Origin of the sequence: Amycolatopsis sacchari (assembly GCF_900114035.1) — a bacterium.
In the GTDB taxonomy this organism is placed as follows: domain Bacteria; phylum Actinomycetota; class Actinomycetes; order Mycobacteriales; family Pseudonocardiaceae; genus Amycolatopsis_E; species Amycolatopsis_E sacchari.
Genome location: NZ_FORP01000024.1, coordinates 39,694 through 53,530, shown reverse-complemented (window position 1 = coordinate 53,530; position 13,837 = coordinate 39,694). Strand labels below are relative to the sequence as shown.

The following is a 13,837-nucleotide window of genomic DNA, read 5'->3' as shown; positions in this document are numbered from 1 at the left end:
TAGTAGCGCCCTGGGGCATACCGGAAAAGGGCCGCCGAACAGGCCGCTCCGCCACGGCCGCCTCACCCGACCGCGTGAGGAACTTCGAAGGGGGAAACAAAACGACGAAACCCCGGGTTGGAACCCGATGTCACTCGGACTCCGAACCCGGGGTTCGGGGGGTGGGCGATACTGGGATCGAACCAGTGACCTCTTCGGTGTGAACTATGTACGCGCTACCGCGCTGACCTGCGGAAATCTGACTCCTGCAGGTCAGCGCGGTTGGTTCAGGTCGGTTGAGGACCGTTCCGGTCCGCTCGGCACGCAAGGCTGCTCCCAAGGTGCTCCCCCACCGTGCTCCCCACGGCGCATTGCGCGAACGAATCCGCGGTTCGAGAACGGCTGGACAGCCTAACCGGCCCGCTTCACTCACTATGCCAACTGGGTGGTTGATCACTGTTCTGGCTCCGCGGCGCCGCTGATCGTCCATGCTTGAACCTCATGGGCGATTCGCAGGTCCAGGTAGTGCCACTTGCGCCCGAGGATCGAGACGGCTATCAGGCCGTCATCGATCTCGGCAACCGGTTCATCGGCCGGCTGGGGCAGTTGCCCTACGCCGCGTTCGAAGAGGCCGCGGAGCAATCGCGGTTGCTCATTGCACGCGACGAGCGGGCCGGTGCGTTGATCGGATATGCCCTGTACCGCCTCCCCCGCAACGAGGTCTCCTTGACCCACCTGTGCGTCGAGCCGGACGCACGTGGCACCGGCGTCGCTCGTGCTCTCGTCGACGAGATCACGCGCCGCCACCAGGATCGGCTGGGCGTTCGCGCCAAGTGCCGTGACGACTACGGGCTCGAGCAGACGTGGTCCAGCCTGGGCTTCAAAGCCCGGGCACGAACCACAGGCCGGGGGCGCGACCGAGCCCCCATGACCGTGTGGTGGAAGGACCACGGTCATCCGGACCTCTTCACCGAGTTCGAGCAGCCGGTCGAGCTACGGGCGGCGGTTGACCTCAACATCGTCCGCGATCTGGCCGCCCCTGCGGCACGACGGCACCGCTCGGACTTCCTCATCGCCGACCATCTCGCGGGACGGCTTCAGCTGGTGATCACCTCGGGTATGCACGCCGAGCTCGATCGCACCAGCCGCGACGGCCGGCAACCCCTGGTACAAGCGATCGACACCTACCCAACGATCCATGCCGACCGCGCCGCAGCAGAATCGCTGCACGATCAGCTGCTGGAAGTCATTCGCGCGGATGAGCCCGGATACCCGGCAACCGAGCAGGACCGCAGCGACTTGTTGCAGGTGTCGCATGCGGCGGCTGCCGGCCTCAGCGTGTTCCTCACGTGGGACGAGGGCCTGATCAAGCTCCTCGCCCCTGCCATCCGGAACCTCACCGGCATGAAGATCATGACCCCGACCTACGTGGTCCTCCACCTGGACGAACTCGCCAACGCCGAAGCGTTTCGCCAGGTAGCCTTGTCCGGTAGCAGCTTCAGCCACGCCCGAGCTGGGGCCGGACTCAGACGCGAACTCGCGGCCTTCCTCGCGAAAACCGGCGGCGAACGCAAGCGCGACCTGCAAGAACGTGTTGAGCAACTGATCCAAGGCGGACAAGGACCGTGGCTGGTTCACGGCGACGACGGTCGCGCGATCGCCCTGTACTGCGGCTACCTCGAAGGCAAGCGCTGGTCCGTGCCCCTCCTGCGGGTAGCCGACCACCCTATGGGCGACACGCTCGCCAGGCACCTCCTCTGGCTGTTCAAGCAACAAGCACGGGAGGCGGGGGCCAACCTCGTCGAGATCGCCGACCCCCACCTGGCACTGCGGGTCGAGCAAGCGGCCGACTTCGAGTTGATGACCCACGTGGACGGCCGTTGGTACGCACCCGTCGTCGACGTCTGCGGCACTGCACGCGAGGTGGTGAGCGCGGCCAACGGCGCCCTCCGGGCCGCCGGTCTCGGTGCCGCGCCACTCCTGAACCCTGCCCTGACCGCTCACGCGGCGGCGAGGCTCGAGCACGCCTGGTGGCCAGCCAAACTGCTGGACAGCGAGCTGCCCTGCTTCGTCGTTCCGATCAGAAGCGGGTACGCGCACGAGCTGTTCGGGTACCCCGACGGCATCGTGCCCCGCGACCCACAACTGTCCCTGGGACGGGAACACGTCTATTACCACAGCGTCGGCAACAGCCCCCTCGCCGAGCCCGGACGCGTCCTCTGGCTCTCGACAGGCAAGGGCACCGGCAGCGGGCACTTCTTCGCCGCCTCACAGCTCGATGGGCTGATGATCGACAGCCCGGAGAATCTGCATGCGGCGCTGTCCTACTACGGCGTGTTCGACCTGGCCGCGGTCACCCGCGCAGCACGAGGTCGCCAGCAAGCCGAAGCCCTCCGCATCTCCAACACGGAGATCTTCCGGGCACCCGTATCACTGCGCCGTTACCACCGCTACCGCGAGCAAGTGGGCGAAGGGCCCACGGCGTTCATGAGCACCCGGCGCATCCCGGCCAAGCTCTTCGGCAAGATCTACCGGGAGGGAACCGGCACGCAGTAGCAGCCGCGGCCCCGTGACAATGTCGATCAATCGAACTAGTGTTCCCCTCATGTCCGGTCGCACCAGGGGTCAGCTACCGCTTCCCCTCCCGGTAAGGTCACCGGCTGTGACGAAGCAGGCCTCAGAGCGCACCGACGAACGACCACTGCTCATGTCGCTCCGCCCACGCTTCGCCCAGGCCATCCTCGACGGCAGCAAGACCGTGGAACTCCGCCGAACCCGGGTCTCGGCCCAACCCGGTACCACCATCATCATCTACGCCAGCGCCCCGATCATGTCGGTCGTCGGCGTCGCCCGGCTCACCTCGGTACACACCGACACCCCCACCCGACTGTGGCGGCGCCATCGGAAGAACCTCGCACTGTCACGCGCCGAGTTCGACAACTACCTCGCCGGCGTCGAAGCCGGCACTTGCCTGACCCTCGACTCACCACAGCGCCTCCACACGCCATACGAACTCGCCTGGCTCCGCGACTACGCTGCATTTCGGCCGCCGCAGAGCTACCGCTACCTCGCCGAGCACGACCCCGAACCACTTCACACCCTCGTCGCCACGGGCGCGTGAATCGCCAGATCGCCACCGCGCGGAGTGTCGCGTTCGAACGCCCGACGTCGGTCCAGCTGCGCAGCTCTATCTGGAACACGAACCGCGAACCCGCGTAACGGGCTCGGTGCATTCGATCGGGCTACCATGCTCAGTGGTGCTCATGCGCCGTCCACGAAGAGGGCTGCCGGGGTCGAGGACTCCCAGGAATTCGTCGGGGTGACCTCACCTCTCACCCGCCGTTGGCGGTAGCCAGCGAGTACCAACCGCTGATCAACCTTACTGGCGCTGATCGAAGGCCGCGTCGAAGCGCGCGGACGGGGGCTGCCACAACAGTGAGCGCACGAAGCCGACCGCTTCGGCGGCGCCCTGGAGGCGGTCCATGCCGGCGTCTTCCCATTCGACGGAGATCGGGCCGGTGTATCCGATGGCGCGCAGGGTCCGGAACGCGTCCTCCCAGGGGACGTCGCCGTGGCCGGTGGAGACGAAGTCCCACCCGCGGCGCGGGTCGCCCCAGGGCAGGTGTGAACCGAGGACACCGGCGCGGCCGTGGGGTGGGCGGAGACGGGTGTCCTTGCAGTCGACGTGGTAAATGCGGTCGCGGAAGTCCCAGATGAAGCCGACCGGGTCGATGTTCTGCCACATCATGTGCGAGGGGTCCCAGTTGAACCCGAAGGCGGCGCGGTGGTCGATGGCGTCGAGGGTGCGCACACTGGACCAGTAGTCGTAGGCGATTTCGCTGGGGTGGACTTCGTGGGCGAAGCGGACGCCCTCGCTGTCGAACACGTCGAGGATGGGGTTCCAGCGTCGAGCGAAGTCCTCGTAGCCGGCGTCGATGACGGACTCCGGGACGGGCGGGAACATCGCGACGTAGGGCCAGATCTTCGAGCCGGTGAATCCGACGACGGTGTCGACGCCGAGTTTGCGGGCTACCTGTGCGGTCAGCCGCATCTCCTCCGCGGCCCGCCGCCGGACGCCTTCGGCGTTCCCGTCCCCCCACACGCGCGGCCGGACGATGGCTTCGTGCCGGAAGTCGATGGGGTCGTCGCAGACGGCCTGTCCGGTGAGGTGGTTGGAGATGGCGAACAGTTTCAGCCCGTGCTGGTCGAGGATGCGGCGCCGGCTGTCCAGGTAGTCCGTGTCCTCGGCGGCGCGCCAGACGTCGAGGTGGTCGCCGGAGCAGGCGAGTTCGAGACCGTCGTAGCCCCATCCTGCGGCGAGCTTCGCCACCTCCTCCAGCGGCAGGTCAGCCCATTGCCCCGTGAACAGCGTGACCGGCTGGTTCATGATTCCTCCCGCACCGGGGTCCACTGCCCGGTTCGTGCCGATTCGACGACGGCGTCGACGATGTGTGCCGAGCGGTTGCCGTCGGCGAAGGTGGGCAGGCCGTCGCGCTTCTCACCGCGGATGGTGGCGTAGGTGTCGGCGACGAAGTTGTCGAAGCACTGCGCGTAGCCCTGCGGGTGGCCGGGTGGCAACGTCGACAGCCTGCGGTGCTCGGCCGAGGCGGAATCGGCGCCCCGCGCGAGGACTTCCGCCGAGGCTTCCGAGCCGAGCCAGACGGTCTCCGGGTTCTCCTGGTCGAAGACCGCCGATCGGTGCTGCCCGTCGAACTCGAACCACAGCCGGTTCTTCCGGCCCGCGGACACCTGCGAGACCGTCACGGAGCCGAGGACACCCGAGTGGGTGGTGAACAGCACGGTCGCCGCGTCCTCGGTGTCCACTGCGCGCACCGAGCCCCGGATCGGGCGTTCGGGCACCGTGGTGGTCATGGCCGCGAGGACGGTCGCGATGCGTTCGCCGGTCACGAACTCCATCAGGTCGCACCAATGCGAGCCGATGTCGGCGAAGGCGCGGGACGGTCCGCCGGCCGCGGAGTCGACGCGCCAGCTGGTGGCCTCAGGGGACAGCAGCCAGTCCTGCAGGTAGCTGCCGTGCAGCAGCTGCCAGCGCCCGAACTCGCCCGCGACGACCCGCGCCCGGATCTCCCGCACCAGGGGGTGGAACCGGTACACGAAGGGCACCGTCGCGACCTTGCCGCGTTCCTCGGCCAACCGGGCGAGGCGCTCGGTGAGCGACCTGCCGACGGCGAGCGGCTTCTCGCAGATGACGTGCGCGCCGGCGTCGAGGGCCGCTTCGACGTGCTCGGCGTGCAGGCTGTTGGGGCTGCACACGTGCACGACATCGGGTGCCAGCCGGGCCAGCTGGTCGAGGGAACGGACCGGTTCGGTCCCCCACCGCAGCGCGACCTCCGCCGAACGCCGTGGTGTGGAGGCCATCGCGCCGATGATCCGCGCGCCCGCCAGGACGGCCGCCCGGCGGTGGACCTCCCCGATCATTCCGGTTCCCAGGATGACCACGTTCATCCGCTCACCTCCGCGAAGACGACGAACGACGGCTCGGCGACGGCCACCGTCGTGAGTGGACAGACTTGGCCGTCGTCGGCGTCGACGGCGAAGGAGCGGACGAGTCCCGCGGGACGGTCGGCCAGCAGCAGGAAACTTCCGGTGGGGTCGAAGGCGAAGCTGCGCGCCGCGAGACCGGGGTGGACCGAGCGTGCCAGTGGCACGTGCCCGAGCCGGAGCAGTCGTCCCTCGTGGTCGGCGCGGAACCAGGCCAGTGAATCCTCGCCGCGGTTGTTGACGTAGACATAGCCCCCGCTGGGGTGGACACGGACCTCAGCCGGTTCGTTGCGGCCCTGGTAGCCGGACGCCACAGTGGACACCCGGTCCAGCAATCGCAGCGCTCCCGACGTCGCGTCGAAGTCGAACGACGCCAGTTCGGAGGAGAACTCGCAGGTGACGAACACCCGGCCGGTGCCCGGCTCGAAGGCCAGGTGTCGCGGCCCGGTCTCCTCCTCGAAGGCGTAGGCGGACTCCAGCTCCAGAGTGTCGCCGAGGGCGAAGACCAGGATCCGGTCTGTGCCCTTGTCGCAGACGAGCACGTGGCGGCCGGAGGGGTCGATGACGGCGCAGTGCGCGTGCGGGCTGGCCTGCCCGTGCCCGCCCGCCTGGGGTGAACTGTTGGGGTCCTTGCCGTGCCCGGTCAGGACGTGCAGGTCCCGGATCTCGCCGAGGCGCCCGTCGTCCTCCAGGCCGTAGAGGATGACGGTGGAGTCGTCGTAGAGGTACTCGACGGTCCACCCGCCGTCGGGGGTGCGCACCACGTGTTCGACGTGGTCGAAGTCGCCGTGGTTGGCGGTGACCAGGACCCGCCCGTCCGTGCTCAGGAAGGTGGGCCGGGGTCCGGGCGCGAGCCGGGAGTTCAGCCAGGTCAGGCTGCCGTCGCGCGGGTCGACGGCGAACGCGTGCACGCTCGCCGCTGGTTCGACCGGTCCCCGGCCGTCGGTTTTGCGTTCGTCGACCGCGTACAGGGTGCCGTCGAGGTAGGCGAGGTAACCGGCTTCCCTGGGCTCGGGCACCTGGCTCACCGGGGTCAGGGACCGGCCGTCGCGGCTCACGGCGAGCACGGTGATGCCGCCGCCGTCGCCGGACTCGTCGCGGTAGGAACCGATGTAGGCCACCAGTTTCATGCCGCCAGCAACCTTCCCAGCATTTCCTGGTGCCGCCGGACCTGGTCCACCTCGTCGGCGAGGTCTTCGCGGCCGCTGTCCTGGAAGTAGCGCTGCCCCTCGTATTCGGAGTTGATGTAGCCGTCGAACCCGCCGGCCTTGAGCGCGCCGATCGCTGCCTCGTAGTCGATGGACAGCTCCTGGAACCGGCCGGGTTGCCCGGGTACGGGCGACATGTTGTTGAACTTGCCGTGGACGTGGGTGACGTGCGGAGCGAGTTCGCGCAGCGTGTCGGCCTTGGTGTCGGAGAGCATGATGGCCTCGGCGACGACGGTGTAGTCGATCTCCTGCGGGTTCTCGACACGCTCCTCGGTGTACTTGCGCAGGCCGTGGAAGGTGTCGGTGAACGCGGGGTCGCACTCGCCCGTGGTGAGGAACCGGCGGAAGTCGCTGCGCAGGTTGCCGGCGGTGCTGTAGGACAGGTCGACGAATCCGAACGGCGCCTCGTGCCGGTGCAGCTGGTCGGCCAGGTCGACCGCGGCATCGCGGGCCGAGGCCTGTGCCCCGCGGCGGCCGAACCACGCCAGCTGCACCTCGGACGGGCGGAACTGGAAGATGCCGAGGTCGGGCACGATGCCGAGGTGGCGGGTGCCGGTGCGCTCGATGACGTCGAGGATCTCGCCGACCTGCTTGCCTTCCAGCGGCATCGGCTGGTGGATCTCCTTGCCGAGGCGGATGTCCAGCTCCTCGGCCAGCGGGAGCGCGGCGGTGAGCACGTCGATCGGTACGACCGACAGGACGCGCACGCAGCCGAACCCGAGGCGTTGGGCGAGGTGGAGGTCGTGGCGGAGCCGGTCGGCGCACTCCTCGATGGTCATCACGTGGTCGCGGAACTGCAGCACGTCCATACCGACGTCCATCGCGACCGGCCGCGTGCCGTAAGCCTGCATCCACTCGAACCACTGGCGCACGAACTCCTCGCCCGGGTCGGGGTAGCGCAGGGACATCTCGTCGACGATCTCGATGCCGTCGGCGCCGTCGAGGTTCTGCCCGACCTCCCGGATCTCGGCGTGCAGGTCGAGGTCCTTGAAGAACTGGGCCTGCTGGTAGCTGTAGAGCGACACCCCGCGCTGGATGGTCATCAGTGCTCCTCCTCGGTCAGCGTCAGGGTGTAGGTCATGATCTGCGGCGCCTTGTCCGAGCCGGCCCCGGATCCGGGTTTGGGCGGGTTCTTCACCCATTCCTCGTCGGTGGGTTGGTACCCGTAGGCGGCGAGAACAGACTGCTGGAACCGGATCGTGTGCTTCCCCGGTGCCAGGCCACCGGGTGCGGCGACGTGCAGGATCCCCTCGTCGTCGTAGTCCCAGTGCTCCCACACCGCGGTGCGGATTTCGTCGAAGCCGCGCGGGGGTTTGCCGTTGATTTCGAAGGTCTGGGCGCTCACCGGGTAATCGACGCCGTCGACCTCGAGGTAGTAGCCGTTGTGCAGGGACAGGTACACGCCTCGGTAGTTGGCGTTGCGGGCGGCCAGGGAAAAGCCGACAACCTCGCCGTCGCGGCGGTCGTTGCGCAGGCTGTCCTCGCGGATCAGGAAGTTCTCGAACATCGGGTGGCTCCTCTACAGTGCGCCGGTGGCGTGCTGGTCGGCGATGTACTCGCAGGCCCTGGCGGTGAGGGCCATGATCGTCAGCGTCGGGCCCACGGCGCCGTTGGTGACGTAGGAGCTGGCGTCAGTGACGAACAGGTTGGGCACGTCCCAGGTCTGGTTGTAGGCGTTGAGCACCGAGGTCTTCGGATCCGAGCCCATGCGGGCACCACCGCACTCGTGGATGGCGGCGCCCATCGCCATGCTCTTCTTGAAGCCGAGGAGGAAGATCGCCCGGCTGAGCGGGTCGGCGTCCGGCCACACCTTGCGCGAGTCGAGCCCCAGCGCGGATCCGGCGAAGTTCACCCGGAACCCGCTGGCCTCGGCCATGTCGCGCAGGCCCGCGACCTGCGCCCGCATCAGGGCACGCTCGTTGTCGGTGATGCTCAGCCGGATCCGCGGGATCGGGATTCCCCAGGCGTCCTTGCGGCGCGGGTGCAGAGTGATCCGGTTGTCCCGGTACGGCAGCATCTCACCGAACCCCATGAGCCCGACCGTGCCCGGACTGCCCTCGGGGACGGGCAGCCTGCCGACAGTGCCCTGCATCGCCCAGCCGTGCGCGAAGCGGGTGTTGGTGATCTCCTCGACGTTGTCGAACTGCGGGATGTACACGCCACCGACCGGCGGGTAGTACGGGTCCGGCGGCGCCGGGTCGATCGTCTCGAACCCAGGGTGGTGGGGGTCGTGGCCGAACAGCAGGCTCGGGGTCTGGTCCATGAAGTAGCGGCCGAGCAGGCCCGAGGAGTTCGCGAGCCCGTCGGGGTGGCCGTCGGTGGCGGAGTTGAGTAGCAGCCGCACCGACTCGATGGTGGAGGCGCACAGCAGCACGACGTCGGCCTGGGCGCGGTGTTCCTTCTTCGTGTGCCGGTCGACGAACACGACACCGTTCGCCTTCCCGGTCTTCGGGTCGAGCGTGACGCGGCGCACGATCGCATCCGTGCGGGTGGTCAGGCGGCCGGTCGCCCGGGCGGCCACGATGCCCAGCGGGACCCGGTGCGGGTTGGGCGCCGCGTACCGCCAGGGCACCACGCGCCGGCCGGACCAGCGGGCCTCGACCGTGCTCTTGAAGTGCTTCTCGGCCTCGGTCAGCAACGACGTACCACGGTACTTGCCGTCCGGCAGGTTCGTGATGCCCTCATCGGTCCCGTACAGGCCGATGAACTCCTCGATCCGGTCGTAGTAGGGCGCGAGATCGGCGTAGGAGATCGGCCAGTCCTCGCCGCCGAGCCCCATGCTGGCGCCCTTGAACTCGTGGTCGGAGGCCCGCAGCAGCACGCGCCCGTAGGAGTGCAGGCGCCCACCCAGCTGCTGCCCGCGGATCCACAGGAAGCCCCCGCCCTGGGTCGAGTAGGGGTGCTGGAGGTCGTTGACCAGGAACGGGTTCTTCTGTTCCTGGTACATCGCGCGTCGCGCCTGGATGTACTGGCCCTTGAGCACCGCACGCAGGCGCGCGCCCAGGTCGATGCTCATCGCCGCGGGTGGTTTCGGGGGTTGCGGGACGAAATCGGCCTCGGTGATGTCCCGCCCGGCTTCCAGCAGCAGGACGTCCATCCCGCGCTCGGTCAGCTCCTTGACCGCGATGCTGCCCGCGGCGCCCGAGCCGACGACGAGTGCGTCGTAGCGCTTGTTCGGTGTGGTGCTCATTCTTGTTCCGTTTCTTCTGGATGCCGGGTTCAGCCTGCCGTCGCGGCGGGGACGAACGGCACGGGTTTGTCCTTGCGGCCGTGGCGGAAGAAGCTCGCCCAGACGATCGCGGTGATCACCGCGCTTACGATCGGGACGATCCACATCGGAGTCCACGCCGACGGGCCCGCCGACGGATCAGACGCCACGACCGAGTCGTAGATCTCGCCGGACACGAGCGCCCCGATCAGCTGCCCGAAGCCCGACACCACCGCGATCAACATCGTCTGCGCCTGGTTCGCGAGTTCGGCCGGGGCGATCTCGCCGATGTACATCGCCGCGAGGACCAGGAAGAAGTCCTGGCAGATGCCCTGCAACGCCACGGCCAAGATCGCCAGCCAGTGGTCACCGGCGGCGGCGATGAGCACACCGAACCGGATGCCCCACGTCACCATGCCCATCAGCAGGGCCCACTTCATCCCGATGTGCTTGAGCACGAATGGGATCGTGATGATGAACAGCACCTCGGCCGCCTGCCCGATGGCCAGGACCCCGGCCACGTTCTGGATGCCCAGCGCACCCAGGAACGGCGAGGCGTAGGTGTTGTAGACCCCGAGTGAGATCGACGTCAGCAAGGCGCAGATGATCAGCACAGTGAAGTTGCGGTGCCGGAACATCGCGAACGCCTTCGAGCCGATCACGTCACCGATCGAGAACCGCACCCCCTTCGCGGCAGGCGCCGTGGCCGGCAGGGTGAACGAGTACAGACCGAACACGAAGCTGACGATCGCGGTGACGGTGAACATGCCCACCGAGGCCGACAGCCCGAGCGCACCGACGCCGAGTCCGGCCAGCACCCAGCCGAACGTGCCGAACACCCGGATGTAGGGGAACCAGCGGTTGTTGGCGCCGAGGTGCCGGAACGCGATCGCGTTCGTCAGGCCCAGTGTCGGCTGGAAGAACAGGCAGTACACGAAGATGAGGGCGAGGGCGAGGCCACCGTTGCCAGCCTCCACCACGGCCGGCAGGAACACCATCACCACGCCACCGGCGAGGTGCGCCAGGCCGAGGCTCTTCTGCGAGGCGAGGAACCGGTCCCCGATCGCGCCCAGGAACATCGGGGACACGATGGCCGCGACCGCGGCCAGCGAGTACGCGGTGCCGATGATGGCCGGCAGCTGGTAGGTCGCCAGGACCAGGCCCAGTGTGGCGAACCAGGAGCCGAAGACGACGAACTCCAGCAGCATCATGAGGGTCAGGCGGGCGAAGACGATCTTGGTGCCGCTGCCCGGCGTGGTCGCCGGCAGCGTGGACGTTCTCATCATTGAGATTCCTTTGAACCGTTCGGACGATGAACGTTGTCCGGGGAAGCAGATGACGTCATCGTAAGAACGTTCAGCGTGAAGTCAACAAAGAGCGCGAAAAACGTTCAGTTGCTGAATGATCGAGCCGCGGAAGTCGTCTTCGCCCACTCGGGAAGGACGCTGAGACCCTGTCCGAGGTGGTCCATCATGGCGGCGAGCCCGCCGAGCAAAGTGGCGTCAGCTCCCAGCCGGGCGAGCTGGACCGACAGCGTAGGCGCCACCGTACGCAGGTTGCTGATCTCGACCGAAGAGTTCAGGCCGTCGAACACCAGCTCCCCGGCTTCGCCAAGCAGACCCCCGACGGCGATCACGGACGGTGCCACGAGTTTGGCCGCGTTGGCGAACGCTCGCCCGAGGTGACGGCCGGCCTCGAACAGGACGCGGGCACAGGCCGGATCGCCGCCCCGCGCGGCGGCGATGACGTCGGCCAGCGAGGAGGCCCGGGCGCCCGCGGCCGCTTCCAGGGTCGCCAGGATCGGGCGCTCGGCCACGAACGTCGTGAGGCAACCGCGGTTGCCGCAGAAGCACACCGGGCCGCCGGGTTCGAGAACCGCGTGCCCGATCTCGCCGGCCAGGCCGTCCCCGCCGCGGTGGATGCGGCCGCCGAGCACCAAACCGCCGCCGACCTGCTCCGACGACAGGACGTAGAGGAACGTGTCAGTCCCCTGCCCGGCGCCCCAGGTCCACTCGGCGAGCGCGGCCAGGTTGGCGTCGTTGTCCGCCACGACCGGAACTCCCAGCTCGGCACCGAGATGATCGGCGACGACCACGTCCTTCCACCGGGGCAGCTGCAGACGCGCCCAGGAGGTGACCACCCCGGTCGGGCGGGCGATCGGCGCCTGCATGCCGACCGCCACGCCCGTCAGATCGCCCGTCTCCAGACCGGCCTCGGCGACGAGCGACCGCACCACCTCGATCACCCGCGCGGGGCTGCCACCCTCGTGGCCGGGGCTGAACGGGATCGTGACGTCATACCGTGCGCGGTGGACGAAGTCGAACAGCGCCGCGTGCAGCGACGTGACGTTGACCTGGACCGAGACCACCACGCCGCGGCTGGACACCAGGGAGACCACGGACTCCCGGCCGTTGACCGGGCGGATTTCCGCGGCTCCTTCGGCGCGCAGCTGTTTGACGATGTTGTTGATGGTCGCCGGCGACAGACGGGTGCGGCGGGCCAGCGCCGCCTGCGAGGATGGCCCGTCGCTGCGCAGCGCTTCCAGAACGCGGGCGACGCTGCCGCTGCGACCGTTGCCGCCCCATCCGGACGTGTCCTGCCGACGACCCATGCACCGACTTTATTGTTCAGATAGTGAATGGTCAACCGTGCGCTGGGGTGACGGCGCCCCGACGTCGAGCAGTTCCCGCCTCACCGGCAGGACGGCCAGCATGCTCACCAGACAGACGACACCGATCACGATCGCGACCGCGGTCGAGGTGCCGAACCGGGCGTAGGACGACGCGGCCACCAGGGGAACGATGCCGCCGCCCACGATGGAACCGACCTGGAAGCAGATGGACGCGCCGCTGTAGCGCACGCTCGCGGGGAACATCTGGGTCAGCATGGCCGGCTGGGCACCGTTGATGACCGAGTTCGCGGCCGTCATCAGCAGGAGCCCGGCGAACACCAGCGGGACGGCGGCGGTGTTGACCATCAGGAACATCGGGAACACCGCCACGGCCGCCAGTCCGCTGCCGATGACGAACATCCGTTTGCGGCCGAACCGGTCAGCGGCGCGGCCCGCGAAGAGCATCATCGCGATCCACGGCAGGCTCAACACGACCGTGATCCACAACATCGTCCCAGACGACAGGTGCAACTGTTTGGTGCCATAGCTGACCATGTACACGGACAGGAACGTGCCGAGGGTGGGGCCGGCGAAGGAGAGCAGGCTGCCGGCGAACAGTTGCAGCGGCGAGCGGCGGAAGACCTCCACGAGCGGCAGGCGCGCGATGTCGCGTGCCTCGCGTGCCCGTTCGAACTCCTCGGTCTCGGTGATGGACGCTCGCACGATCAGGCCGACCACGATGAGCACCCCGCTAAACAGGAACGGCAGCCGCCAGGCCCACGACTGCAGAGTGTCGTCGGAGAAGACCTGCGTCAGGAGCAGGAATGCCAGCTGTGAGACCAGGATTCCGGAGGGGATGCCGATCTGCGGGAAGGCGCCGTAGAGCGCCCGCCGGTTCGGTGGCGCGTGCTCGACGGCCATCAGCGCCGCGCCACCCCATTCGCCCCCGACGCCGATGCCCTGGACCAGGCGGAGCACGACGAGCAGAATCGGCGCCCACACGCCGATGGCCGCGTAGGTCGGCAGCAGGCCAATCAGCGTCGTGGCGACACCCATGGTCAGCAGGGACGCGACCAGCATCGCCTTCCGACCGACGCGGTCGCCGAAGTGACCGCTGATCAGCGCGCCGACGGGCCGGGCGACGAACCCGACCGCGAACGCGGCCAGCGCGGCGAGAGTGCCGCCGGCTTCGGAGAAGCTGGGAAAGAACTGCTTGCTGAACACGAGCGCCGTGGCCAGCCCGTAGATGTTGAAGTCGTACCACTCGATCACGCTGCCGATGTAGCTGGCGAGCGCGATCCGGCCCGGTCCTGGTTTGGTCGTCATGGG

The 13,837-nt window shown here is 68.3% G+C and carries 11 protein-coding genes; 2 read left to right on the top strand and 9 right to left on the bottom strand.

Annotated features, from left to right (window positions below; translation table 11 throughout):
* Positions 1 to 480: 480 nt before the first annotated feature.
* The gene (locus BMZ92_RS29530) at positions 481 to 2,535 is read left to right on the top strand and encodes a GNAT family N-acetyltransferase (protein ID WP_091514212.1); all 2,055 of its coding nucleotides are present in this window, start codon (positions 481 to 483) and stop codon (positions 2,533 to 2,535) included.
* A 106-nt stretch (positions 2,536 to 2,641) separates the two neighbouring features.
* On the top strand, positions 2,642 to 3,100 hold the full coding sequence (locus BMZ92_RS29525) for an ASCH domain-containing protein (protein WP_218153572.1): 459 nt from the start codon (positions 2,642 to 2,644) through the stop codon (positions 3,098 to 3,100).
* Positions 3,101 to 3,358: 258 nt separating this feature from the next.
* On the opposite strand, the gene BMZ92_RS29520 is transcribed toward BMZ92_RS29525, so the two are convergent.
* From BMZ92_RS29520 to BMZ92_RS29480, 9 genes are all read right to left on the bottom strand, one after another.
* On the bottom strand, positions 3,359 to 4,366 hold the full coding sequence (locus tag BMZ92_RS29520; RefSeq protein WP_091514208.1) for a sugar phosphate isomerase/epimerase family protein: 1,008 nt from the start codon (positions 4,364 to 4,366) through the stop codon (positions 3,359 to 3,361).
* Positions 4,363 to 5,445 carry a Gfo/Idh/MocA family protein gene (locus BMZ92_RS29515; protein WP_091514206.1) on the bottom strand — a complete coding sequence of 361 codons (1,083 nt, stop codon included), beginning with the start codon at positions 5,443 to 5,445 and terminating at the stop codon, positions 4,363 to 4,365. Before BMZ92_RS29515 ends, BMZ92_RS29520 begins: the two co-directional genes overlap by 4 nt.
* The gene (locus tag BMZ92_RS29510) at positions 5,442 to 6,611 is read right to left on the bottom strand and encodes a lactonase family protein (RefSeq protein ID WP_091514203.1); all 1,170 of its coding nucleotides are present in this window, start codon (positions 6,609 to 6,611) and stop codon (positions 5,442 to 5,444) included. Before BMZ92_RS29510 ends, BMZ92_RS29515 begins: the two co-directional genes overlap by 4 nt.
* Positions 6,608 to 7,732: a sugar phosphate isomerase/epimerase family protein gene (locus BMZ92_RS29505; protein WP_218153571.1), complete on the bottom strand. Its 1,125-nt coding sequence runs from the start codon at positions 7,730 to 7,732 to the stop codon at positions 6,608 to 6,610. The genes BMZ92_RS29510 and BMZ92_RS29505 overlap by 4 nt, the downstream gene beginning before the upstream one ends.
* The gene (locus BMZ92_RS29500) at positions 7,732 to 8,196 is read right to left on the bottom strand and encodes a C-glycoside deglycosidase beta subunit domain-containing protein (RefSeq protein WP_091514201.1); all 465 of its coding nucleotides are present in this window, start codon (positions 8,194 to 8,196) and stop codon (positions 7,732 to 7,734) included. Before BMZ92_RS29500 ends, BMZ92_RS29505 begins: the two co-directional genes overlap by 1 nt.
* A 12-nt stretch (positions 8,197 to 8,208) precedes the next feature.
* Positions 8,209 to 9,879: a GMC oxidoreductase gene (locus BMZ92_RS29495; protein ID WP_091514199.1), complete on the bottom strand. Its 1,671-nt coding sequence runs from the start codon at positions 9,877 to 9,879 to the stop codon at positions 8,209 to 8,211.
* 29 nt (positions 9,880 to 9,908) lie between these two features.
* The gene (locus BMZ92_RS29490) at positions 9,909 to 11,183 is read right to left on the bottom strand and encodes an MFS transporter (protein WP_091514197.1); all 1,275 of its coding nucleotides are present in this window, start codon (positions 11,181 to 11,183) and stop codon (positions 9,909 to 9,911) included.
* 104 nt (positions 11,184 to 11,287) lie between these two features.
* On the bottom strand, positions 11,288 to 12,508 hold the full coding sequence (locus BMZ92_RS29485) for an ROK family transcriptional regulator (RefSeq protein ID WP_091514194.1): 1,221 nt from the start codon (positions 12,506 to 12,508) through the stop codon (positions 11,288 to 11,290).
* Positions 12,509 to 12,517: 9 nt separating this feature from the next.
* On the bottom strand, positions 12,518 to 13,834 hold the full coding sequence (locus BMZ92_RS29480) for an MFS transporter (protein WP_091514192.1): 1,317 nt from the start codon (positions 13,832 to 13,834) through the stop codon (positions 12,518 to 12,520).
* Positions 13,835 to 13,837: the final 3 nt, after the last annotated feature.